This is a genomic window from Demequina soli, assembly GCF_000971195.1.
GTDB lineage: Bacteria > Actinomycetota > Actinomycetes > Actinomycetales > Demequinaceae > Demequina > Demequina soli.
This window is the reverse complement of sequence record NZ_BBLZ01000001.1, coordinates 490,885-511,868: the sequence shown is the minus strand read 5'-3', so window position 1 is coordinate 511,868 and position 20,984 is coordinate 490,885. Positions and strand designations below refer to the sequence as shown.

21 protein-coding genes are annotated in these 20,984 nt (G+C 72.5%); 11 read left to right on the top strand and 10 right to left on the bottom strand.

The features are described from left to right. Positions 1 to 299: 299 nt before the first annotated feature. Entirely contained in the window at positions 300 to 1,133 is an 834-nt protein-coding gene (locus AOM04_RS14755) for a Bax inhibitor-1/YccA family protein (RefSeq protein ID WP_062461716.1), read from the top strand. Between the two features lie 57 nt (positions 1,134 to 1,190). Here the strand turns inward: AOM04_RS14755 and msrA are convergent, their stop codons facing one another. Then, positions 1,191 to 1,835 carry a peptide-methionine (S)-S-oxide reductase MsrA gene (gene msrA / locus AOM04_RS02435; protein ID WP_062461713.1) on the bottom strand — a complete coding sequence of 215 codons (645 nt, stop codon included), beginning with the start codon at positions 1,833 to 1,835 and terminating at the stop codon, positions 1,191 to 1,193. 125 nt (positions 1,836 to 1,960) lie between these two features. Here msrA and AOM04_RS02430 point away from each other — a divergent pair, with 125 nt between their 5' ends. Continuing rightward, the gene (locus AOM04_RS02430) at positions 1,961 to 3,211 is read left to right on the top strand and encodes an AI-2E family transporter (protein ID WP_062461711.1); all 1,251 of its coding nucleotides are present in this window, start codon (positions 1,961 to 1,963) and stop codon (positions 3,209 to 3,211) included. Between the two features lie 9 nt (positions 3,212 to 3,220). Next, positions 3,221 to 4,378 (top strand): 23S rRNA (uracil(747)-C(5))-methyltransferase RlmC, encoded by a 1,158-nt coding sequence (gene rlmC, locus AOM04_RS02425; RefSeq protein ID WP_062461708.1) that lies wholly within the window; start codon positions 3,221 to 3,223, stop codon positions 4,376 to 4,378. Positions 4,379 to 4,439: 61 nt separating this feature from the next. Here the strand turns inward: rlmC and greA are convergent, their stop codons facing one another. Together greA and AOM04_RS02415 are read right to left on the bottom strand one after the other, a co-directional pair. Further along, positions 4,440 to 4,922 (bottom strand): transcription elongation factor GreA, encoded by a 483-nt coding sequence (gene greA, locus AOM04_RS02420; RefSeq protein ID WP_062461705.1) that lies wholly within the window; start codon positions 4,920 to 4,922, stop codon positions 4,440 to 4,442. Between the two features lie 93 nt (positions 4,923 to 5,015). Further along, on the bottom strand, positions 5,016 to 5,405 hold the full coding sequence (locus AOM04_RS02415; protein ID WP_169816398.1) for a DUF4307 domain-containing protein: 390 nt from the start codon (positions 5,403 to 5,405) through the stop codon (positions 5,016 to 5,018). Positions 5,406 to 5,439: 34 nt separating this feature from the next. On the opposite strand from AOM04_RS02415, the gene AOM04_RS14750 reads away from it, so the two are divergent. Beyond that, positions 5,440 to 5,712, top strand: coding sequence for a hypothetical protein (locus AOM04_RS14750; protein ID WP_062461701.1), 273 nt, complete (start codon positions 5,440 to 5,442; stop codon positions 5,710 to 5,712). Here the strand turns inward: AOM04_RS14750 and trhA are convergent. Further along, on the bottom strand, positions 5,647 to 6,303 hold the full coding sequence (gene trhA / locus AOM04_RS02405) for a PAQR family membrane homeostasis protein TrhA (RefSeq protein WP_062461698.1): 657 nt from the start codon (positions 6,301 to 6,303) through the stop codon (positions 5,647 to 5,649). The genes AOM04_RS14750 and trhA overlap by 66 nt on opposite strands. A gap of 76 nt (positions 6,304 to 6,379) precedes the next feature. Here trhA and AOM04_RS02400 point away from each other — a divergent pair, with 76 nt between their 5' ends. After that, entirely contained in the window at positions 6,380 to 7,144 is a 765-nt protein-coding gene (locus tag AOM04_RS02400; protein ID WP_062461695.1) for an isoprenyl transferase, read from the top strand. A 457-nt stretch (positions 7,145 to 7,601) separates the two neighbouring features. Continuing rightward, positions 7,602 to 8,858 carry an RNA 5'-3' helicase PhoH2 gene (gene phoH2 / locus AOM04_RS02395; protein WP_439645052.1) on the top strand — a complete coding sequence of 419 codons (1,257 nt, stop codon included), beginning with the start codon at positions 7,602 to 7,604 and terminating at the stop codon, positions 8,856 to 8,858. 157 nt (positions 8,859 to 9,015) lie between these two features. On the opposite strand, the gene AOM04_RS02390 is transcribed toward phoH2, so the two are convergent. From AOM04_RS02390 to AOM04_RS02370, 5 genes are all read right to left on the bottom strand, one after another. Further along, positions 9,016 to 10,122 (bottom strand): ABC transporter substrate-binding protein, encoded by a 1,107-nt coding sequence (locus AOM04_RS02390; RefSeq protein WP_062461692.1) that lies wholly within the window; start codon positions 10,120 to 10,122, stop codon positions 9,016 to 9,018. 62 nt (positions 10,123 to 10,184) lie between these two features. After that, entirely contained in the window at positions 10,185 to 10,979 is a 795-nt protein-coding gene (locus AOM04_RS02385) for an ABC transporter ATP-binding protein (RefSeq protein WP_062461689.1), read from the bottom strand. Next, positions 10,976 to 12,007: a FecCD family ABC transporter permease gene (locus AOM04_RS02380; protein ID WP_062461685.1), complete on the bottom strand. Its 1,032-nt coding sequence runs from the start codon at positions 12,005 to 12,007 to the stop codon at positions 10,976 to 10,978. Before AOM04_RS02380 ends, AOM04_RS02385 begins: the two co-directional genes overlap by 4 nt. Continuing rightward, positions 12,004 to 12,999 (bottom strand): FecCD family ABC transporter permease, encoded by a 996-nt coding sequence (locus AOM04_RS02375; protein ID WP_062461682.1) that lies wholly within the window; start codon positions 12,997 to 12,999, stop codon positions 12,004 to 12,006. The genes AOM04_RS02380 and AOM04_RS02375 overlap by 4 nt, the downstream gene beginning before the upstream one ends. A gap of 115 nt (positions 13,000 to 13,114) precedes the next feature. Beyond that, a complete protein-coding gene (locus AOM04_RS02370; RefSeq protein ID WP_228373601.1) occupies positions 13,115 to 14,413 on the bottom strand; it encodes a glutamyl-tRNA reductase in 1,299 nt (432 codons plus the stop codon). Between the two features lie 53 nt (positions 14,414 to 14,466). On the opposite strand from AOM04_RS02370, the gene hemE reads away from it, so the two are divergent. The 5 genes from hemE (at position 14,467) to AOM04_RS02345 (ending at position 19,398) form a co-directional block, all read left to right on the top strand. After that, positions 14,467 to 15,552, top strand: a complete 1,086-nt coding sequence (hemE, locus tag AOM04_RS02365) for a uroporphyrinogen decarboxylase (protein ID WP_062461676.1) — start codon at positions 14,467 to 14,469, stop codon at positions 15,550 to 15,552. Next, positions 15,545 to 16,828, top strand: a complete 1,284-nt coding sequence (locus tag AOM04_RS02360; RefSeq protein WP_062461673.1) for a protoporphyrinogen/coproporphyrinogen oxidase — start codon at positions 15,545 to 15,547, stop codon at positions 16,826 to 16,828. The genes hemE and AOM04_RS02360 overlap by 8 nt, the downstream gene beginning before the upstream one ends. A 47-nt stretch (positions 16,829 to 16,875) precedes the next feature. Further along, complete coding sequence (gene hemQ, locus AOM04_RS14420; protein ID WP_156160568.1) at positions 16,876 to 17,550, top strand: hydrogen peroxide-dependent heme synthase; 675 nt, start codon at positions 16,876 to 16,878, stop codon at positions 17,548 to 17,550. Beyond that, the gene (locus AOM04_RS14415; protein ID WP_062461667.1) at positions 17,547 to 18,719 is read left to right on the top strand and encodes a ferrochelatase; all 1,173 of its coding nucleotides are present in this window, start codon (positions 17,547 to 17,549) and stop codon (positions 18,717 to 18,719) included. Before hemQ ends, AOM04_RS14415 begins: the two co-directional genes overlap by 4 nt. Before the next feature lie 199 nt (positions 18,720 to 18,918). Further along, entirely contained in the window at positions 18,919 to 19,398 is a 480-nt protein-coding gene (locus AOM04_RS02345; RefSeq protein WP_062461664.1) for a hypothetical protein, read from the top strand. Between the two features lie 249 nt (positions 19,399 to 19,647). Here the strand turns inward: AOM04_RS02345 and AOM04_RS02340 are convergent, their stop codons facing one another. Then, positions 19,648 to 20,961: an NAD(P)/FAD-dependent oxidoreductase gene (locus tag AOM04_RS02340; RefSeq protein ID WP_062461661.1), complete on the bottom strand. Its 1,314-nt coding sequence runs from the start codon at positions 20,959 to 20,961 to the stop codon at positions 19,648 to 19,650. Between the last annotated feature and the right edge of the window lie 23 nt (positions 20,962 to 20,984).

The following is a 20,984-nucleotide window of genomic DNA, read 5'->3' as shown; positions in this document are numbered from 1 at the left end:
AAACCACGGATTCAAAACCAAAGCAACACAAACAAAGCAACTCGGACTTCGCCGCCGGGACCTTCCTCCACACGCCCGAGCGCCGCATCGTCCCCAGCGATGCAACTCGCGCGGCAAACCCTGACCACAGACGCGCGAACTGCAGATCCTGTGTGGAGGGAAGTCGCGGGATCGGGCCGAGTGGCCTCCGTCACCCCGTGCAACATCCGGCGACCCTGGGCCGTTGTCCATTCGACCCCTCCTGTCGGTGCCGCCTGGGCCCCGCCTACACTGGAGCGGTCGCCCCACTAGGAGGAATCGTGGCAAGTCCGGTATTCAGCAACTCCAAGGAGTTCAAGGCAGACCCGCTGCTCGCGCAGCCCACCGCCGCCGACCTGGAGCGCCAGTACCAGGCGCCCGCCGGCGCCCCGGGCTACGTCGCCGAGCAGCGCATGTCCTACTCCGGCGTCATCAACAAGACGACCGTCCTCGGCATCCTCACCATCGGCGCCGGCGCGGTCGGCTACGCGACCGCGCTCGACTCCGCCGCCGTCTACATGATGGCGATGGGCGCCGGCATCGCGGCGTTCGTGCTCGCGATGATCGCGGTGTTCCAGCGCAAGGGGGCGAACCCCGTCATCGTGGGCCTCTACGCGATCCTCGAGGGCTTCTTCCTCGGCGCCATCTCGGTGGCGATCGAGACGTCCTTCAACGCCCCCGGCGCCGCCCTGCAGGCGCTCATCGCGACCGGCATCACATTCCTCGTGTGCCTCGCGCTGTTCCGCTCGGGCAAGGTCCGCTACACCGCGAAGCTCAACAAGATCTTCATGGTCGGCGCGATCTCGTACCTGATCTTCAGCCTGGTCAACGTCGGCTACATGATCTTCAGCCCCAACGCGACGGGCTTCGGCATGTACAGCAACGAGGTCAACATCGGCGGGCTCACGTTCCCGCTCGGCATGATCATCGGCGCGATCGCCGTCCTGCTCGCGTGCATCTCGCTCATCGGCGACTTCGAGTTCATCGACAACGGCGTCAAGAGCGGCCAGCCCAAGCGCCTCGAGTGGACCGCCGCGTTCGGCCTCATCGTCACGCTCGTGTGGCTCTACACCGAGTTCCTGCGCCTCATCGCGATCTTCGCGAACAACAGGTAGCCCGCACGCACGAACGCCCCGACCGGATGGTCGGGGCGTTCGTCGTTCCCGGGCCGGTCAGGCGTAGCTGACCTGGCAGAACCCGTGGTTGCAGTAGCCGTCGGGGTTCTTGTGCAGGTACCCCTGGTGGTAGTCCTCGGCGTAGTAGAACGTGCCGTCGCCGGCCTCGGCCGCGGGCGCGATCTGGGTCGTGATGGCGCCGAACGCCTCGGCGCTCAGCCGCTCCTGGTACCGCTCGCGCGAGGCCTCGGCGGCCGCGAGCTGCGCGTCCGTGGTCGCGAAGATCGCGCTGCGGTACTGCGTGCCGATGTCGCCGCCCTGACGGTTGGGCGTGGTCGGGTCGTGGTTCTCCCAGAACGCCGCGAGCAGCGTGTCGAGCGACACCTTCGAGGGGTCGTAGACCACCTGGACGGTCTCCGTGTGCCCCGTCAGCGACGTGCAGGTCTCCTGGTAGTTCGGGTTGCGCGTCCAGCCGCCCATGTACCCCGCCGCCGTCGAGTACACGCCGGGGATCTGCCAGAAGATGCGCTCCGCGCCCCAGAAGCAGCCCATCCCGACGTACAGCACCTCGTGCCCCTCGGGCCAGGGGCCCTTGAGCGGGGTGCCGAGCACCACGTGGCGGTCCGCGATCTGCATCTCCGCGTCGCGGCCGGTGAGGGCCTTGTCGGCGGCGATCATGCGGGTCTTGTCGATTCCGAGCATCTGTGCTCCCTTCCGGAGGACGAACGCCCCCGCCGCCGGTTCTGTTCCGGGCGAGGGCACCGGCGCATCGTCCCACGCGTCGCGGCCTCCCGGGCACGGACGATGCGCGCGCTAGGCTCGGCGTCATGCCTCCTTCGACGCCCGAGGACGGCGGCGAGCGGTCGGGACCGCCCGTCGACGTCGTGGCCGAGAACGTGCCCGTGTGGCTGCGCGTGGCCGCCGCGTGGTCGTGGCGGCTCATCGTCGTCGGGATCGTCGTCTACATCCTCTTCACGAGCTTCACCACGCTCGCGTCGGTGGTGCTGCCGCTCGCGATCGCGCTCCTCATCGCGGCGCCGCTCGAGCAGTTCGTGAGCCGCCTGCAGAAGTGGGGCATCCCGCGCGCCCTGGGCGCCGCCCTCGCGATCGTCGCGCTCGTCGTGATCGTGCTCGGCCTCGCGGTGGCCGCCGGCTCGTCCATCGTGTCCGGCTTCGGCGATCTGCAGCAGGCGGCGGCGAAGGGCTTCGACCAGTTCCTCGCCTGGCTCGTCGACGGTCCGCTGCACCGCTCGCGCGACCAGATCGACCAGGCGCTGCAGAACCTCCAGAAGATGATCCAGGACAACGCCGGCGGGGTCGCGACCGGCGCGCTGTCGGTGACGGGCGCGGTGGGCTCGCTCTTCGCCGGCTCGATCGTCGCGCTGTTCTCCCTGTTCTTCTTCATGAAGGACGGCCGCAAGATCTGGCTGTGGTTCGTCGGGCTCCAGCCCCGCACGCGCGGCGAGCGCATCGACCGCGCCGGCATGAGCGCGTGGCTGACGCTGCGCCGCTACACCGAGACCAGCGTGTTCGTCGCGTTCATCGACGCGGTCGGCATCGGCACCGGCGCGTGGATCCTCGGGCTGCCGCTCGCGCTGCCCATCGCGATCTTCGTGTTCCTGCTGTCGTTCATCCCGCTCTTCGGCGCGACGCTGTCGGGCGCGATCGCGGTGCTCGTCGCGCTGTTCGACGGCGGCTGGGTCAAGGCGCTCATCATGCTCGGCGTGGTGCTCCTGGTCCAGCAGATCGAGGGCAACGTCCTCTACCCGTGGCTGTTCGGCAAGGCCGCGTCCCTGCACCCGCTCGTCATCCTGCTCGCCGTGTCGACGGGCACGCTGCTGCTGGGGCTCGTCGGCGCGGTCATCGCGGTGCCGATCGTGTCCTTCTGCTACGCCTTCGCGCGCTCGCTCCACCGCGAGATGACGGAGGAGTCGCCGCCCGACACCGGGCAGATCCTCACCGAGCATCCGCGCGAGGCCATCAAGAAGGCGCGCGACGTCATCGCGCGCACCGGTGAGATCCGGATCCGCCGCCACCCCCAAGAGGACGGCCAGGACGACGACCGGCCGTCCGCCTAGACTTCAGCGGTGCAGTGCGCGTACTTCGACTCCGACCGCTGCCGCTCGTGCACCCTCATCCCGGTGCCGCACGCCCTCCAGGTCGTGCGCAAGCAGGCCGACCTCGAGGCGCTGCTCGCCGACGCGATCGGTGACCGCGCCGCCGCCCTGGCGTGGGAGCCGCCGCTCCTGAGCGCCGAGCAGGGCTTCCGGTCCAAGGCCAAGATGGTGGTCGCCGGCACCATGGACGAGCCGACCATCGGGATCCTCGACGCCGACGGCCGCGGCGTCGACCTGCGCGACTGCCCGCTCTACCCCGAGCCGCTCGCCGCATCGTTCCCCGTGCTCGCGGAGTTCATCCGCGTCGCGCGCCTCGAGCCGTACGACGTCCCCGGCCGCACCGGCGAGCTCAAGCACGTCATCGTCACGCTCGCCCCCGACGGCGAGCTGATGGCACGCCTGGTGATGCGCTCGACCGAGGCGCTGTCGCGGATCCAGAAGCACCTGCCGTGGCTGCTCGAGCGGCTGCCCTCGCTCGCGGTGCTCACCGTCAACGTGCTCCCCGAGCACAAGGCCGTCCTCGAGGGCGAGCGGGAGATCGTGCTGACCGACCGCGACTCGCTCGCGATGGCGATGGGCGACGTGGTCCTGCACCTGCGCCCGCAGAGCTTCTTCCAGACCAACACCGCGATCGCACGCGAGCTCTACGCCCAGGTGGCCGGGTGGGTGGACGATGCGGCGCCCGCCTCGGTCTGGGACCTGTACTGCGGCGTGGGCGGCTTCGCGCTGCACTGCCTCGCGGGCGGCCGGACGGTGGTGGGCGTGGAGGCGAGCGAGCAGGCGGTGGAGAGCGCGCGGCTCAGCGTCGACGAGCTCGCGCGGGCCGGGCGCGACGGCGCCGACGACGCGATCTTCGTGGCGGCCGACGCGACCGTGTGGGCGCGCGAGCAGGAGCTCGTGCCCGACGTCGTGATCGTCAACCCGCCGCGGCGCGGGATCGGGGAGCAGCTCGCTGGCTGGCTCGAGTCCTCGGGCGTGGGCACCGTCGTGTACTCGAGCTGCAACGCCGTCACGCTCGCGCGGGACCTCGCGGCGATGCCGTCGCTGCGCCCGGTGCGCGGCCGGCTGCTCGACATGTTCCCGCACACGGCGCACTACGAGGCCGTGGTGCTGCTCGAGCGGGCCTGAGCCCGGGAACGCGGAAGGCCCCCGGATCTCTCCGAGGGCCTCGCGTCGGGTCGGGTGCGGCTCAGCCGCCGAACGGCTCCGCGGCGACGACCTTGACGTCGATCTCCTTGCCGTTGGGGGCAACGTAGGACGTCTCGTCGCCCGCCTTGCGGCCGATCAGCGCGGCGCCCAGCGGCGACTCGGGGCTGAACACGTCCAGGTCGGTGCCGTCGGCGATCTCGCGCGAGCCGACCAGGAAGCGCATCGCGCGGCCCATCACCTCGGCGGAGACGACCGTGCCGGCGGCGATGGTGCCGTCGAAGGTCGCCTCGCCCACCTGGGCGGTCTCGAGCTTGTGGCGCAGCTCCTGGATGCGGGCCTCCATCTTGGCCTGCTCGTCGCGGGCCGCGTGGTAGCCGCCGTTCTCCTTGAGGTCGCCCTCCTGGCGGCGCTCGTCGATCTCCTTGGCGATCTCGACGCGGCCGACGTTCACCAGGTGGTCGTACTCCGCCTGGAGACGGTCGAACGCCTCCTGGGTCAGCCAGGTTCCGGTGGTCTCGGTCACGGTTCATCCTCCTCGGGTGACAAGGTGAGCCACGATACCAAGCGGGTGCGCGGGCACCCAAGTCCGGCGCGCATCGTCCCCGGTACGCGGGGATCAGTCCACGGGCACGCAGTACTGGACCTGCGCGGTGGTCGCCTCCTCGGTGGTGACGATGCTCGTGGTGAGGCGCTGCTGGGCGCCGTCCGCGCGGGAGACGTGCTGGGTGGCGACGCCGACCTCGGTGAAGCGGGTGTTGAGCGCGCGCAGCGTGCAGTCCGCGTCCTTGTCGGAGTAGAGGTACACCTCGTACGTCACGTCGATCGCGGTGGGTGAGGCGACGGAGAAGCCCACGTCCTTCCAGCGGACGTCCTCCTTGGCGATGCCGAACGCGTACCAGGCGATCCCGGCGACCACGACCGCGAGGCCGGCGATCACCAGGGTGAGGTTGCGGCGGCTCATGCGTGGCCGGGCCTCCGGCTCGGCGTCGGACGGAGTGGTGCTCATGATGAGGCAGGATAGTCCGGTCAGAGAGGTGGACATGGATTCGGACTTCACCGGCGGCCCGGGCTTCCTCGCCTTCGTCGCCACCTTCGCGCTCGTGGTCGCCACCGTGGTGATCATGCTGTCGCTCACGCGCCACCTGCGGAAGATGCGCGCCCGGTCGGCGCGCGAGGAGGCGCGCGAGGAGGCTCGCGAGGCGGACTTCGCCGCGGGTTCCGCGGACTCCGCGGGCGACGCGGCGCCGTTACGCGGCGACGAAGACGGCGATGGACGCGGCGACGAAGTGGCAGGCGAAGCCGGCGATCGTTAGCGCGTGGAAGATCTCGTGGAACCCGAAGTACTTGGTGGATCCGCGGGGCCACTTCGTGCCGTAGATGATCGCGCCGACGGTGTAGCAGAGCCCGCCGATGATGACGAGGGTCACCACGGCGGCGCCGCCCGCCTCGTAGAACGGCTTGATGAAGCCGATCGCGACCCAGCCGAGCGCGACGTAGATGGGCACGTACATCCAGCGCGGGGCGCCGAGCCAGATCACGCGGAACAGCAGCCCGAGCAGCGCGCCGCCCCACACGATGGCGAGCACGTACACGCTGGTGGGACGCTCGAGCAGCATCACCGTGAGCGGCGTGTACGTGCCGGCGATGATGAGGAAGATGTTCGCGTGGTCCATCCGGCGCAGCACCGCCGCCGTGCGCGGCGACCAGTTGCCACGGTGGTAGATGGCCGAGGTGCCGAACAGCATCACCGCCGTCAGCGTGAAGATCGCGAAGGAGACGCGCCCCGCGAGCGTGGGGGCGACCGCCGTGAGGATCAGTCCCGCCACGAGGGCCAGCGGCGCCGCGCCGAGGTGCAGCCAGCCGCGCATGAGCGGCTTACCAGGCACGGGGAGGTTCTCTGCCATGAACCTACGATACCGTAGGTTAGTGCGCGGGAGTACGGTTGACGCGTTCGCGCGCGTCGAGGAGGAACGGACGTCGATGGCTCTCAGCTCGCTCCTGTACGGCACGTATGAGAAGCGGCTCGCGCGCACGCTCAAGCGCACGGCGGCCCCTCCGCGCCACATCGGCGTCATCCTCGACGGCAACCGCCGCTGGGCGAAGCAGTCGGGCGCGTCCACCGCCCACGGCCACCAGAAGGGTGCCGACAAGATCACCGAGGTGCTCGAGTGGTCCCAGGACGCCGGCGTCGAGGTGGTGACGCTGTGGATGCTGTCCACCGACAACCTCGAACGCGACCCGAGGGAGCTCGCGCCGCTGCTCGAGATCATCGCGACCACGGTCGAGGGCCTCGCGGACGACGGCCGCTGGCGCGTGCGCCACGTGGGCGACGCGTCGCTCCTGCCGCCCGACATCGCGGCCCGCCTCGCCGCCGCCGTCGAGAGGTCGTCCGAGGCCACGGGCCTGCACGTCAACGTCGCCGTCGGCTACGGCGGCCGGCACGAGATCGCGGAGGCGGTGCGCAGCTTCCTGCGCGCGGGCGTCGACGCGGGGCACTCGCTCGAGGAGGTCGCGGAGAGCTTCTCGGTCGAGCACATCGCCGAGCACCTCTACACCAAGGGCCAGCCCGACCCCGACCTGGTGATCCGCACCTCAGGGGAGCAGCGGCTCGGCGGCTTCCTGCTGTGGCAGAGCGCCCACTCGGAGTTCTACTTCTGCGAGGTCTACTGGCCGGACTTCCGGCGGATCGACTTCCTGCGCGCGCTGCGCGACTTCTCCCAGCGCGAGCGCCGGCTCGGGCGGTAGGTGCCGCGCGCATCGTCCCCCGACCCCGGACCTCTTTCCACACAAGATCTGCACCTGGCGGCGCCCCACTCGGGCTTTGCGAGGCGAGTTGCATCGCGTGAGCGCTCCCAGCCTCGGCCGTGTGTGGAAGGAGGTCACGACGGCGCCGAGGCGCGTGGACACGCCCGAGCGCGGGATGCAAGTTACATCTGTGTGAATTCTTCCCGGCGAGCCTCCCGGAAGTCCTCACGAGGGGCGTAGCGTCGGTGACGTGGTAGCACAACGCCGTCACATCGCCCCGATGCTGACGTAAACCGATCGCCGACAGGGCGACCGGCGCCCTGCGGCCAGAACGCTGGGAGCCCCGTTGACCACCTCGCCTCGCTCCATCCCCGCCACCGCCACCGAGGGCACGCTCGAGACGGACGTGCGCACGTTCGTCCTCGACACCTCGGTCCTCCTCTCGGACCCGCGCGCCATGAAGCGGTTCGCGGAGCACGCGGTGGTCCTTCCCGTGGTCGTCATCACGGAGCTCGAGGCGAAACGGCACCACCCGGAGCTCGGCTACTTCGCCCGGTCCGCGCTGCGCATGCTCGACGAGTTGCGCGTCCAGCACGGCAAGCTCGACGAGCCGGTCGCGGTGAACCAGACGGGCGGCACGCTGCGCGTCGAGCTCAACCACACCGACCCCGAGGTGCTGCCGTCCGGCTTCCGCCTGGGCGACAACGACACGCGCATCCTCGCCGTCGCCGCCAACCTCAAGGCCGAGGGCCACTCCGTCACCGTGGTGTCCAAGGACCTGCCGATGCGCGTCAAGGCCTCCGCGCTGGGCATCGAGGCGGAGGAGTACCGCGCCGAGCTGGCCGTCGAGTCCGGCTGGACCGGCATGCGCGAGATCCAGCTGACCGACGAGGAGATGGCGTCGCTGTGGGAGGACGAGGCGCTGCCCGCGCCCGACCCGTCGCTGTGCGGCGAGGACCTCGAGACGCTGCCGGTGCACACCGGCCTGGTCATCCACGCGGGTCGCGGCAGCGCGCTCGGTCGGGTGACCGAGGACGGCCAGGTCCGCCTGGTCCGCGGCGACCAGGAGGTCTTCGGGATCCACGGCCGCTCCGCCGAGCAGCGCATCGCGATCGACCTGCTGCTCGACGAGTCCATCGGGATCGTGTCCATGGGCGGCCGCGCCGGCACCGGCAAGAGCGCGCTCGCGCTGTGCGCCGGCCTTGAGGCGGTCATGGAGCGGCGCCAGCACAAGAAGATCATGGTGTTCCGCCCGCTGTACGCCGTCGGCGGGCAGGACCTGGGCTACCTGCCCGGCGACGCCTCCGAGAAGATGAACCCCTGGGCGCAGGCCGTGTTCGACACGCTCGGCGCGATGGTGTCCTCCGAGGTGGTCGAGGAGGTGATGGCGCGGGGCATGCTCGAGGTGCTGCCGCTCACGCACATCCGCGGCCGCTCGCTCCACGACGCGTTCGTGATCGTGGACGAGGCCCAGTCCCTCGAGCGCAACGTGCTGCTGACCATGCTGTCCCGCATCGGCCAGTCGTCGCGCGTGGTCCTCACCCACGACGTCGCGCAGCGCGACAACCTGCGCGTCGGCCGTCACGACGGCATCGCCGCCGTGATCGAGGCGCTCAAGGGTCACCCGCTGTTCGCGCACGTCACGCTCGAGCGCTCCGAGCGCTCCGCGGTGGCGGCGCTGGTGACGGACATGCTCGAGAGGCTCGACCTCTAGCACCGGGCTGCGCCCCGGACGCGACGATGCCCGGCCCCCTTCGCGAGAAGGGGAGCCGGGCATCGTCGATTGACAATGACACTTGTGACGAGAGTCAACCCGTGGGGCGGGTGAGGCCGCCGCCCCCGTCAGGAATGAGTCACATGCGCCACATCTGTCATTGCGAACCGTCGGAGTACGCCGGGACCTTCGTGGCCGGGTCGCCGTCGAGCGCCGCCTCGAGCTGCGGCACGAACGCGTTCAGGGAGTACGTGATCGACGACGGGGAGTTCGCGAAGAACGCGCCCTCGAGCACCGAGTCCGTGATCCACACGTTGCCGCCGACCTTGGTGGAGTTGAGCGACGCGAACAGCGGCAGCGCCTCCAGCGAGGCCTGGGTGGTCGGGTCGGTCGCGACCTGCCACACCACGGAGTCGAGGTTGCCGATCACGTCGAGCTTCTCCGCGCTGATCTGCAGCCACGCGGCGTCGGTGCCGGGCACCGAGGACACGTCGAGGCCCAGGTTCGCGAGGAACTGGTTGCGCGTGTCGCTCGCGGCGTACACGAAGGCCTGGCCCTCGTAGTAGCCGCCCACCTGCGAGGTCTTGCCGGCCCACTCGGGGTGCGCGTCGCGCACGGCCTTGAACTGCGCGTCCACGTCGGCGATGACCTCGGCCGCCTTGTCCTCGGTGCCGGTCGCCTTGCCGAGCTCGGTGAGCTCGTCGGCCATGGTCACGCCCCACTCGACGGTCTCGGTGCCGTCGGAGCCGGTCGCGGGGCGCGTGAGCACGGGCGCGATGCCGGAGAGCAGGTCGTACTCCTCCTGGGTCATCGTGTGGTTGGGGTAGGTCGCCACGATGAGGTCGGGCTTGAACGACGCGATGACCTCGGCGTCGTACGTGGTGGTGCCCGGCTCGAAGGTCTCGGGGGCGGCGCCCGCGGCCTCCATGTCGGCGACGGCCCACGGGCCGGTGCCGTTGTCGTAGCCCTGCCAGCTCACGGGCACCGCGACGGGCGCGACGCCGAGCGCGTAGAGGTACTCGTGCTCGTGCGAGCCCAGCGTGACGATGCGCTCCGGCTTCGCGTCGATCGTGACCTCGCCCATCGCGGTGTCGATCGTGACGGGGAAGGCGCCCGCGTCGCCGGTCGCGGTCGAGGCGCCGGTGGAGGCGCTCGCGCTCGGCTCGCCGTCCGAGGACGCGGAGGAGCAGGCCGCGAGCGCGAGGGCGGCGACGGCCGCGAGGCCGATCGCGCCGGCCTTGCGCCGGGAGAAGGAGGAGAACATGACGTTCCTTTCGTGGGGTGCGGGTCGGGACGAATCTGTGGGGGGACGATGCGGGGCGCGGCTCAGCGCGCGCCGCCGGGTCCGTGGGCGGGCACCACCATCGGGGTGCCGGTGACGGGGTCGGGCAGCACGCGCGCCTCGAGGGAGAAGACCTCGCGGATGAGGTCCTCGGTGAACACCTCGGACGGCTCGCCCGCGGCGACCACGACGCCGTCGCGCATCGCGATGACGTGGTGCGCGTAGCGCGCGGCCTGGTGGAGGTCGTGGACCACCATGACGATGGTGCGCTGCTGGCGCGTGTTGAGGTGGTGGAGCAGGTCCATGACGTCGTACTGGTGGGCGATGTCGAGGTAGGTGGTCGGCTCGTCGAGCAGCATGAGCGGCGTGTCCTGCGCGAGCGTCATCGCGATCCAGGCGCGCTGGCGCTGGCCGCCCGAGAGCTGGTCCACCACGGCGTCCTGGATGGCGGTGAGGGACGTGGAGTGGAGCGCCGAGGTGACGGCCATCTCGTCCTGCGCGGTCCACGGCCGCAGCACCTTCTGGTGCGGGGTGCGGCCGCGCGCGACCAGCTCCTTGACCGTGATGCCGGCGGGCGCGATGGGCGACTGCGGCAGCAGCCCGACGCGGCGCGCGACCTCGCGGGTGGGGATGCGGTGGATGTCCTCGCCGTCGAGCAGCACGGTGCCGTCCGAGGGGGCGAGCAGGCGCACCAGCGCGCGCAGCAGCGTGGACTTGCCGCACCCGTTGGGGCCCACGATCGCGGTGATCCTCCCGTCGGGGATCGCGACGTCGACGCCGTGGACGATGGTCGTGTCGCCGTAGCCGATGACGGCGCCGTGGGTCTCGAGCCGGGTCATGACTGTCCTCCTCGCGAGGCCCGCCACACGAGCCACATCAGGTACGGGGCGCCCACGGCGGCGGTGAAGATGCCGACGGGCAGCTGGAGGTTCGCGGGCATCTGCTGCGCGACCTGGTCCGCCGCGAGCAGCAGCAGCGCGCCCATGAGCGCGGATGGGATGAGCGTGACGCCCGCGTTGCGGGTGACGCGCAGCGCGATCGCGGGGGACACGAGGGCGATGAAGCCGATGGGGCCGGTCACGGCGACGGCCGTGGCGGCGACCAGCACCGAGCACAGTGCGAGGACGCCGCGCGCGGAGCCGACGGGGATGCCCAGGGCGCGCGCCGCATCGTCCCCCATCTCCATGGTGCGCAGCGCGCGCGCGTTCCACAGCACGAGCGGGGCGAGCACCGCGAGGACCGCGGCCGCGACGGCGACGTGGTCCCACGTGCGCCCGGTGACCGAGCCGACGAGCCAGCCGAGCGCGTTGCCCGCGTCGTGGACGTCCATGCGGGTGATCGCGTACTGGGTGGCGGCGTTCGCGACGAACCCGATCCCGATGCCCGCGAGGATGAGGCGCAGCGGCACCAGGCCGTGCTTCCACGCGATCGCGAAGATGAGCGCGGCCGTGAGGAGCGCGCCCGCCATGGCGCCCGCGGCGGTCACCCACAGCGACGTCGCGCCGATGAGCCAGATGGTGAGGACCGCCCCGGTGCCGGCACCCATGCTGATCCCGATGAAGTCCGGGGAGGCCAGCGGGTTGCGCGTCAGGGACTGCAGGATCGCGCCCGACAGGCCGAGCATGGCACCCACGAGGACCGCCGTGAGGGCACGCGGCGCGCGCACCTGGCCGACGATGAAGTCGGTGGGGGCGCCCACCGGGATGCCGACGGCGGCCTTGAGCGCGTCGAGGATCGGGACGTCCGCCTGGCCCTGCACCAGGGAGAACGTCAGCAGCGCGGCGAGCGCGCCGAGCATGATGAGGCCCACGGCGAACGTGCGCCGGTGGGTGGCGATGCCCAGGGGGCCGATGCGGAGGATCCTCACAGCTCCACCACCTTCATGCGGCGCGCGAGCACCGCGAAGATGATGCCGCCGACGAAGGCCGTGGTGATGCCCACGCCGATCTCGCCCGGGGGGGCGACCACCCGGCCGATGACGTCGCACACGAGCACGAGCGCCGCGCCGCCGAGCGCGCTCACGGCGAGCATCCACGGCAGGGAGGCCCCCACGAGGGCGCGGGCGAGGTGCGGCACGGCGAGCCCGACGAAGATGATGGGCCCGGCGGCGGCCGTCGCGGACGCCGCGAGGAGCGTCACGAGGACGATGGTGACGGTGCGGATGAGGCCGATGTTGACGCCCAGCGCGCGGGCCGCGTCCTCGCCGAGCGCGACGGCCGCCAGCTGACGCGAGGCGACCAGCGCGACCGTGATCGCCACGAGCACGATCGGGATGAGCGGCATGACGTTCGCGAGGTCGCGGCCCGTGAGCGAGCCCGCGACCCACATCCGGTACTGGTCGAGCGTCGCGTCGTCGAGCATGAGCACCGCGTAGGTGATCGAGGAGATGAGCGACGCGAGCGCGACGCCGGCGAGCGCGAGGCGGACCGGGGCGCCAGCCGCGGCGCCGCGCGCCCCGATCGCGTAGACGAGGACGGCGGCGACGCCCGCGCCCACGAACGCGAGGGGCACCTGCGCCGCGAAGCCGGTCGCGACGCCCGTCGCGAGCCCGACGACCACCGCGAGCGACGCGCCCGCGTTGATGCCGAGCAGGCCGGGGTCGGCGAACGGGTTGCGCGTGAGCGTCTGCATGAGCGCGCCTGCGACCGCGAGGGCCGCGCCGGCGACCACCCCGATGACGGTGCGGGACACGCGCAGCACGCGGACGTTGCCCTGGAGCGGGTCGCTCGGGTCGTAGTGCACCAGCGCGTCCCACACGGTGTGCAGCGGGATGTCCCCGGCGCCCACCGCGAGCGACAGCGCGACCGCGGCGAGCAGCACCGCGGCGGCGGCGAGCGCGATCAGGGCACGGGTGCGCATCGGACTCCTCGACATGGGACGGCGCACGCCGGGGTGCGCGGTTAGGCGCACCTAACCTAGCGCACCCGAGGAGCCTTTAGGAAACGCGGCCGTTCGCTAATTGCCGGCCCGTGCGTCAGTCGCGCTCGGCGGTCTCCGCATCGATCTGCGGCGCGGGGCAGGCGTCGTCGGGCACGGCGACGTCGATGCCGTACAGCGCGCGGATCGCCTCGAGGTACTGGGTGGCCTCGCCGGCCTGCGCGTGCTCGCGCGCGCGCACCGTCGGGGTGTGGAGCAGCGTCTTGGCGAACCGGCGCAGCGCCTGCTCGACGTCGTCGGCACGGTCGACGGCCTCCTGCGGCGCGCCGGCGCCGGGCCGGATCCGCGCGACCTCGCGCTCGAGCAGCCCGAACACGTGCTCGCGCAGCGCGACCACGGCGGGGTCGAGCGAGCGGGCGGTCTCGCCGTCGCCGAACCTGGCCACCGCGTGCGCGACGATCGCGCGGGCGGCCTCGATCGCGCCGACGGACTCGCCCGGCGCGTGCGCGCCCACGTCGTCGAGGCCGATCACGGTGACCCCGCGGAGGTCGCCCACGCCGGGGGCGATGTCGCGGTGCAGGGCGAGGTCGATGAGGGTGAGGGGCGCCTCGAGGCCGTGGCGGGCGTTCGCGACCAGCGCGGGCGTGAGCACCACGGACTCGCCGCCGGAGCAGGCGAACACGATGTCCGCCTCGCGCACCGCGAGCTCCAGGCCGTCGAGCTCGACGGCCTCGATGCCGTGGCGCAGCGCGAACTCGGGGGCGCGCCCGGAGGGGGAGAACACGGAGTCGACGCGGGCACCGCGGCCGTGCAGGGTGCCCACGGCCGTCTCGGCGAGCGCGCCCGTGCCGATGAGCAGCACGCGCGCGCCGTCCCAGTCGACGGAGGTGTCGGCGAGGTCGAGCGCGACGGACACCACGGACCGGCCGGACGTGCCGAGCCCTGTCGAGGAGGCGACCACGCGCGACGTGCGCAGCGCCGACTGGAAGAGGCGGTCGAGGCGCGGCGAGATCTCGTGCCGGCGCTGCGCCTCGTGGTGGGCGCGGCGCACCTGGCCGCTGATCTCGCGCTCGCCCACGACCATCGACTCCAGGCCCGACGTCACGGCGAGGAGGTGCTGGACGGCGTCGTCGTCCTCGAACGGCACGAGCGCCTGCTCGACCGTGGACGGCTCGAGCGCGCTCGCGCGCGCGATGGCGTCCACGACGGCCCGGCGCGCGGCCGTGGGGTCCTCGGTCTCGACGTACACCTCGAAGCGGTTGCACGTGGGCAGCACGACGGCGCCGGTCACGGCGCCTCCCGAGGCGAGGAGCTCCTGCGCCAGGGTGTCGGCTCCGACCTGGAGCTGCTCGAGCACGGCGAGCTCACGGTTGCGGTGGGACGCGACGAGGGACATCAAGGACACCCCACGATTCTGACACGGCCCCGCGACAGGGCAGAATCGACGTCATGTCCGCCCTGCCTGCCTCCCACCCGCTCGCCGACGGCCGCACCGCCGGCGCGCCCCTGCTCGCCGCGCTGCGCGGCGAGCGTCCCGCGCATCGTCCCGTGTGGTTCATGCGCCAGGCCGGGCGCTCCCTTCCCGAGTACCTCGAGGCGCGCAAGGGCACGACGATGCTCGAGTCGTGCCTCACGCCCGCGCTCGCGGCGGAGATCACGCTCCAGCCCGTGCGCCGCTACGGGGTCGACGCGGGCATCTTCTTCTCCGACATCGTGGTGCCGATGAAGGTCGCCGGCTGGGGCGTCGAGATCGCCGCGGGCGTCGGCCCGGTCTTCGAGCGGCCCATCCGCACCATGGCCGACGTCGAGGCGCTGCCCGACCTCGGCGAGCCGGGCGACGGCGGCGCGTTCGACCGCGGCCTCGAGCCCATCCGCGAGGCCGTGGGCCTGACCGTCGCGGAGCTCGGCACGACGCCGCTCATCGGCTTCGCCGGCGCGCCGTTCACGCTCGCCGCCTACATGGTCGAGGGACGCCCGTCGCGCGACCACCTCGGCGCGCGCCGCCTCATGCTCGAGGCGCCCGAAGTGTGGGACGCGCTCGCCGCGTGGACCTCGAAGGCGGCCGGACTGTTCCTGCGTGCGCAGGTGCTCGCGGGCGCGTCGGCGGTGCAGCTGTTCGACTCGTGGGCGGGCTCGCTCGCCGCCGCCGACTACGACGCCCATTGCGCGCCCGGCTCCAGCGCCGCCTTCGCCGCCGTCGAGGACCTCGACGTGCCGCGCATCCACTTCGCGGCGCACGGCTCGCACCTGCTGCGCTCGATGGCCGCCACGGGAGCCACCGCGATGGGCGTCGACTACCGCATGCCGCTCGACGAGGCGTCGCGCGTGCTCGCCGGCGCCTACCCGCTCCAGGGCAACATCGACCCCGCGCGCCTCACCGCCCCCGGCGACGTGCTCGACGCGCACGTGCTCGACGTGCTCGCGCGCGGCGCCGAGGCGCCCGGCCACGTGGTCAACCTCGGCCACGGCGTGCCCCCCGAGACCGACCCCGCCCAGCTCCAGCGCATCGTCGACCTCGTCCACGAGCGTGGCTGAGCGCGTCCTCGTCGTCGGCGGGGGCGTCTCGGGGCTGCTCGCGGCGCGCCGTCACGCGCACCGCGGCGCGGTGGTCACGCTGCTCGAGTCCGGCGAGGGCTGGGGCGGGCGCGTCAGCCCGCTCGAGATCGACGACCTCACGCTCGACGCCGGCGCAGAGTCGTTCGCGACCCGCACCACCGCGGTCGAGGCGCTCGCGCGCGAGCTCGGCCTTGGCGAGGACCTCGTCGCGCCGACGCGCGCCCCGGCGTGGGTCGTCACGCCCGACCGCTCGTACCCGCTGCCCACCACCGGCTGGCTCGGCATCCCGACACGGCCCCTGCTCGCCGACGTGCGCCGCATCATCGGCTGGGGCGCCGCCGCCGAGGCCGCGCTCGAGCGGTCGCGCCCGCTCGGCGTCGTGGAGGACGATGCGACGGTCGGGTCGCTCGTGCGCACGCGCCTGGGCGACGCGGTCGCCGACCTCCTCGTCGCCCCCGTGCTGCAGGGCGTGTACTCGCGCCCGCTCGACGAGCTGCCGCTCGCGGCGATCGACCCGACGCTGCCGCAGCAGCTGCGCGACGCGGGCAGCCTCCTCGAGCTCGCGTCGCGGAGGCGCAGGCTCGCGCCTGCCGGCGCGTCCGTCATGGGCATCCGCGGCGGCATGTGGCGGCTCACGGAGGCGCTCGCCGACGCGGCCCGGGCCGCGGGCGCGCGCCTCGTGTGGGGCACGGCCGTGGACTCGGTCGAGCACGTCGACGGCGCGTGGCGCGTGCGTGCCGGCGGCGGCACCCTCGTCGCCGACGTCCTGGTGCTCGCGGTGCCGCCCGTCGAGGCGCATCGGCTGGTGCCCGCGCTGCCCGAGCCGGTCGCCGAGCGCCGCGTCGCCCTCGCGACGCTCGTGCTCGACGCGCCCGAGCTCGACGCCGCGCCGCGCGGCACCGGGGTCCTCGCCCTCGACGGCGTCACGCGCGCCAAGGCGCTCACCCACGCGACCGCGAAGTGGCCGTGGCTGCGCGCCGCCGCCGCCGGCGGCCGGCACGTGGTGCGGCTGTCGTACGCGATCCGCGACCCGCACGAGGACCTCCTCGCGCACGCCCTGGCGGACGCCAACCGGCTGCTCGGCGTCGCGCTGCCCGCGGAGCGTGTGCTCGCGTCCGCCCTGGTCGAGTGGCCCGACGCCTCGCCGGCGCGCGTGCGGGACGAGCACCCGCTGCCGGGCCTCGAGCTGGTCGGTGTCGCGGCGGGCCTCAGCGGGCTGGCCGCGATCGTGGGCGCCCAGGCATCCAGGACCTAGGTCCCAGCGATTTCCCACGCGGCCCGATTCATCGGAAGATGTGGGGCATGACCGACAACCCCTCCGGCTTCACCCTGTTCGCCGTCCTCGACGGCATGCTCGACGCTCCCGACGAGGACCTCGCCGAGGTCGTCGAGCACTTCGACCACGCGGTCGCCGACCTCGCCGAGCACGCGGTGGTCCTGCGCGGCATCTACGACGTGTCCGGCCTTCGTGCCGACGGCACCGTGATGCTGTGGCTGCACGGCCCCGTGCTCGAGGACCTGCAGCTCGCGCTGCGCGAGCTGCGCGCGACCGAGCTGCTCGCCGAGACCGCTCTCACGTGGTCCGCCGCGGGCGTGCACCGCGACGCCGAGTTCAACAAGCGCCACGTCCCGGGCTTCCTGCGCGGCGAGCGCCCCCGCAACTGGCTCACCGTGTACCCGTTCGTGCGCTCGTACGAGTGGTACCTCCTGCCCGAGGAGGAGCGCTCGGCGATGCTGCGCGACCACGGCATGAAGGGCGCCGCGTTCAAGGACGTGGTCGCGAACACGGTCGCCGCCTTCGCGCTCGGCGACTACGAGTGGCTGCTGCCCATGGAGGCCGACGAGGTCACCGACTTGGTCGACATGATGCGCGAGCTGCGCTACACCGAGGCGCGCCGCCACGTGCGCGAGGAGGTGCCGTTCTACACCGGTCGCCGCGTGACGACCGCCGAGGCCGTGGAGGTGCTCGCGTCGTGACCCGGCCGCTCGCCGCATCGTCCCGCGTCCTCGACGCGACCACCTACGACGCGATCCTGCTCGCCGGCTTCGGCGGCCCCGAGGGCCAGGACGACGTCATCCCGTACCTGCGCAACGTCACGCGCGGCCGCGGCATCCCCGACGAGCGCCTCGAGGAGGTCTCGCACCACTACCGGCACTTCGGCGGCATCAGCCCCATCAACGAGCAGAACCGCGAGCTCAAGGCGGCGCTCGAGGCGGAGATCGCCTCGCGCGGGCTGGGGCTCCCCGTCTACTGGGGCAACCGCTTCTGGGCGCCGTACTTCGCCGACGCGCTCCGGGAGATCCACGCCGACGGCCACCGGAAGGTGCTGGTGCTGGTCACGACGGCCTTCTCGAGCTACTCGGGCTGCCGCGCGTATCGCGAGGACCTCGCCGCGGCGCTCAGGGAGACGGGCCTCGAGGGCGAGATCGTGCTCGACAAGGTGCGCCAGTACTTCGACCACCCCGGCTTCGTGGACCCGAACGTCGACGCCGTCCGCGGCGGCCTCGCGACGCTGCGCGAGCAGGGGCTGCTCGAGGGCGCCCACGTGATGTTCGCGACCCACTCCATCCCGACCGCCGCGGCGGACGTGTCCGGCCCGCGCGAGGCGCTGCCCTCGGGCGACGACGCGCCCACCGGCGGCGCCGACGAGTGGTACGCGGGAGGCGGCTGGTACGTCGCGCAGCAGCGCGCGGTCGCCGCGCTCGTCATGGACCGCGTCGCGGACGAGTTCCCCGGCATGCCGTGGTCGCTCGTGTTCCAGTCGCGCTCGGGCTCGCCCGAGATCCCGTGGCTCGAGCCCGACATCAACGACGCCATCGAGGCGCTGCCGGCGTCCGTCCGCGGGCTCGTGATCTCGCCCATCGGCTTCGTGTCCGACCACATGGAGGTCGCCTGGGACCTCGACAACGAGGCGGTCGAGACGTGCGAGGGGCGCGGCATCGTGCCCGTCCGCGTGCCCACGGTCGGCGTGGACCCCGCCTTCGTCGCGGGGCTGATCGACCTGGTCGAGGAGCGCCACGTCGCGTCGCCGGACGATGCGCCGCGAGCCCGGGAGGCACTCACGGACCTGGGCCCGTGGCAGGACGTCTGCCCCGCGGACTGCTGCCTCGGCCGCGCGGCGAAGGAGACCATCGCGTCCTGCTGAGACGACTTCCAATGACAGATGTGACCAGTGGTGCCTGTGGGAAGGAAGGGACCTCCCCGTCGCCCCCGTCCCATGCGTCACATCTGTCATTGGGAATCGGATAACGCAACGCGGTTGTTGCGTTAATCGGCCTCGGGCCCCTACAGTGGGCGTCACCGGGCGGCCGCGGGCCGCCTCCGACACCGCCGGGAGGCCCCGCATGACGCTCAGCCGCGAGGCCCTCACCGACGTCGCCGCGATCGCCGCCGCGGCCCCGCACAGCCGCCTGCGCCTCGAGACTGCGCACGGCGCGACCGTCATCGTGGGCGACCACCCCGACGGCGCCATGTGCGTGGACGGCTTCCGCCGCCTGATGGCGGCATGGGTCGACGGCTGCGAGCCCGACGTCGCCGCGGTCGACTTCGCCGGCGGCCGCTACGAGGCGGGCATCCTCGCCTCCGCCGGCACCCGCTACCTCGTCACGCGCCTGAGCGCCGCCGAGACGGCCGCGTGCCTGCGCGGGCGCGGCGGCTGGCCCGAGGAGGCGCACGCCGTCGTGCGCGAGGACCTGCTGCTCGACGTGAGCGTCGTCGAGGTGCTGGCGCCTCACCTGACCGACGCGGCGCTGGACGCCGCCGCGCGCGACGCGCAGGCCGCCCTGCTGGTCGAGGAGCTGTGCCGCGAGGTGTCCGCGGCGTAGGACGTGCCCGTCGGATCCGGGACGACCGGCGGGAACGAGGCAAGGGCCCCGAGGAGATCTCCTCGGGGCCCTTCGTCATCGCTCACGACGCTCGCTCGCGACGTTCGCTCGCGACGTTCGCTGCGCACGGATCCTGCCGCGACGCGCCGACCCGGGCGGCACAGCGTCCGCCGTTACCGGGGTGTCGCGTGGAGAACCGTGCGGAGCATCCGGGCGGCCTCGGCTGCGGGCGGCCTCAGCTGCCCGGCCTCAGCTGCGCGCGGCTTCCTCGAAGGCGCGGCGCGGCTCCTGGATGCGGCCCATCGACACGAGGTCGCGGCGGAAGAACACCGCCGCCGTCCAGTCGAGCGCCACGCGGGCCTTGCGGTTGAAGGTCGGGATCGCGAGCAGGTGGTAGGTCCGGTGCATCACCCACGCCGGCCAGCCGCGCAACTTGAAGCCCATGGTCGACGCGACGCCCTTGCCCAGGCCCAGCGACGCGACCACGCCGAGGTGCTTGTGCTTGTACTGCTCGAGGGGACGGCCCGTGAGGTGGCGGGCGATGTTGGCGCCGAGGTGCTTGGCCTGGCGCACGGCGTGCTGCGCGGACGGGGCGCACCAGTCGCCCTCGCCCTCGACCAGGTTGGGCACCTGGGCGCAGTCGCCCGCGGCCCACGCGCCGCCGATGGGGATCCCGTGCTCGTCGATCACCTGCAGCGTCGCCGCGGTGTTGACGTGGCCGCGCGGGCCGAGCGGCAGGTCCGAGGACTGGATGACGGGGGAGGGCTTGACGCCGGCGGTCCACACGACCGTGTCGGCCTCGAAGGCCTCGCCGTTGGACAGCACCACGTGACCGTCGACGCAGCTGTCGAGGCGCGTCTCGAGCAGCACCCGCATGCCGCGGTCCTCGAGCTCCTTGACGGCGTACGCGCCCATCTCGGTGCCCATCTCGGGCAGGATGCGCGGCGCCGCCTCGACCATCACGAAGTTGAGGTCCTCGGCGGCCAGCTCGGGGTAGTAGCGCAGCGCCGCCTTGGCCATGTCCTCGGCCTCGGAGAACGCCTCGACGCCCGCGAAGCCGCCGCCCACGAACACGAAGGTGAGGAGCTTGCGACGCGCGTCGGCGTCGTGCGTGGTCGCGGCGCGCGCGATGCGGCCCAGCACGCGGTTGCGCAGCGCGATGGCCTCCTCGACGTACTTGAAGCCGATGCCGAACTCGGCCAGGCCCGGGATCGGCAGGGTGCGCGACACGGCGCCCAGGGCGACGACGACCTCGTCGTACTCGACCGTGAGCTCCTCGCCCAGGTCCGTGGTCGCGACGACCGAGCGGTCGGCGTGGTTGATCGACTCGATCTTGCCCTGGAGGATGCGCGCGCCCTCGAGCTCGCGGCGCAGCGGCACCACGGCGTTGCGGGGCGCGATGGACGATGCGCCGACCTCCGGCAGGAAGGGCGCGTAGGTCATGTACGGGCGGCGGTCGATCACCGTGATGTCGACCCTGTCCTTGGCCTTCCGCATGAGCGTGAGGGCCGTGTAGAGGCCGACGTAGCCTCCGCCGAGGATGAGGATTCGGGTGCGCGACATGGGAGCCACCTCCAAGGGGGTGA

What these genes read in the sequence shown, in the direction of transcription:
- AOM04_RS02370 (WP_228373601.1), bottom strand. Translation starts at nt 14,413, where the DNA reads ATGTCCCTCGTCGCGTCCCACCGCAACCGTGAGCTCGCCGTGCTCGAG.
- phoH2 (WP_439645052.1), top strand. Translation starts at nt 7,602, where the DNA reads ATGAAGCGGTTCGCGGAGCACGCGGTGGTCCTTCCCGTGGTCGTCATC.
- AOM04_RS02415 (WP_169816398.1), bottom strand. Translation starts at nt 5,405, where the DNA reads ATGAGCACCACTCCGTCCGACGCCGAGCCGGAGGCCCGGCCACGCATG.
- AOM04_RS02400 (WP_062461695.1), top strand. Translation starts at nt 6,380, where the DNA reads ATGGCTCTCAGCTCGCTCCTGTACGGCACGTATGAGAAGCGGCTCGCG.
- AOM04_RS02345 (WP_062461664.1), top strand. Translation starts at nt 18,919, where the DNA reads ATGACGCTCAGCCGCGAGGCCCTCACCGACGTCGCCGCGATCGCCGCC.
- AOM04_RS14750 (WP_062461701.1), top strand. Translation starts at nt 5,440, where the DNA reads ATGGATTCGGACTTCACCGGCGGCCCGGGCTTCCTCGCCTTCGTCGCC.
- trhA (WP_062461698.1), bottom strand. Translation starts at nt 6,303, where the DNA reads ATGGCAGAGAACCTCCCCGTGCCTGGTAAGCCGCTCATGCGCGGCTGG.
- AOM04_RS02430 (WP_062461711.1), top strand. Translation starts at nt 1,961, where the DNA reads ATGCCTCCTTCGACGCCCGAGGACGGCGGCGAGCGGTCGGGACCGCCC.
- AOM04_RS02390 (WP_062461692.1), bottom strand. Translation starts at nt 10,122, where the DNA reads ATGTTCTCCTCCTTCTCCCGGCGCAAGGCCGGCGCGATCGGCCTCGCG.
- hemQ (WP_156160568.1), top strand. Translation starts at nt 16,876, where the DNA reads ATGACCGACAACCCCTCCGGCTTCACCCTGTTCGCCGTCCTCGACGGC.
- hemE (WP_062461676.1), top strand. Translation starts at nt 14,467, where the DNA reads ATGTCCGCCCTGCCTGCCTCCCACCCGCTCGCCGACGGCCGCACCGCC.
- msrA (WP_062461713.1), bottom strand. Translation starts at nt 1,835, where the DNA reads ATGCTCGGAATCGACAAGACCCGCATGATCGCCGCCGACAAGGCCCTC.
- AOM04_RS02385 (WP_062461689.1), bottom strand. Translation starts at nt 10,979, where the DNA reads ATGACCCGGCTCGAGACCCACGGCGCCGTCATCGGCTACGGCGACACG.
- AOM04_RS02375 (WP_062461682.1), bottom strand. Translation starts at nt 12,999, where the DNA reads ATGCGCACCCGTGCCCTGATCGCGCTCGCCGCCGCCGCGGTGCTGCTC.
- AOM04_RS02340 (WP_062461661.1), bottom strand. Translation starts at nt 20,961, where the DNA reads ATGTCGCGCACCCGAATCCTCATCCTCGGCGGAGGCTACGTCGGCCTC.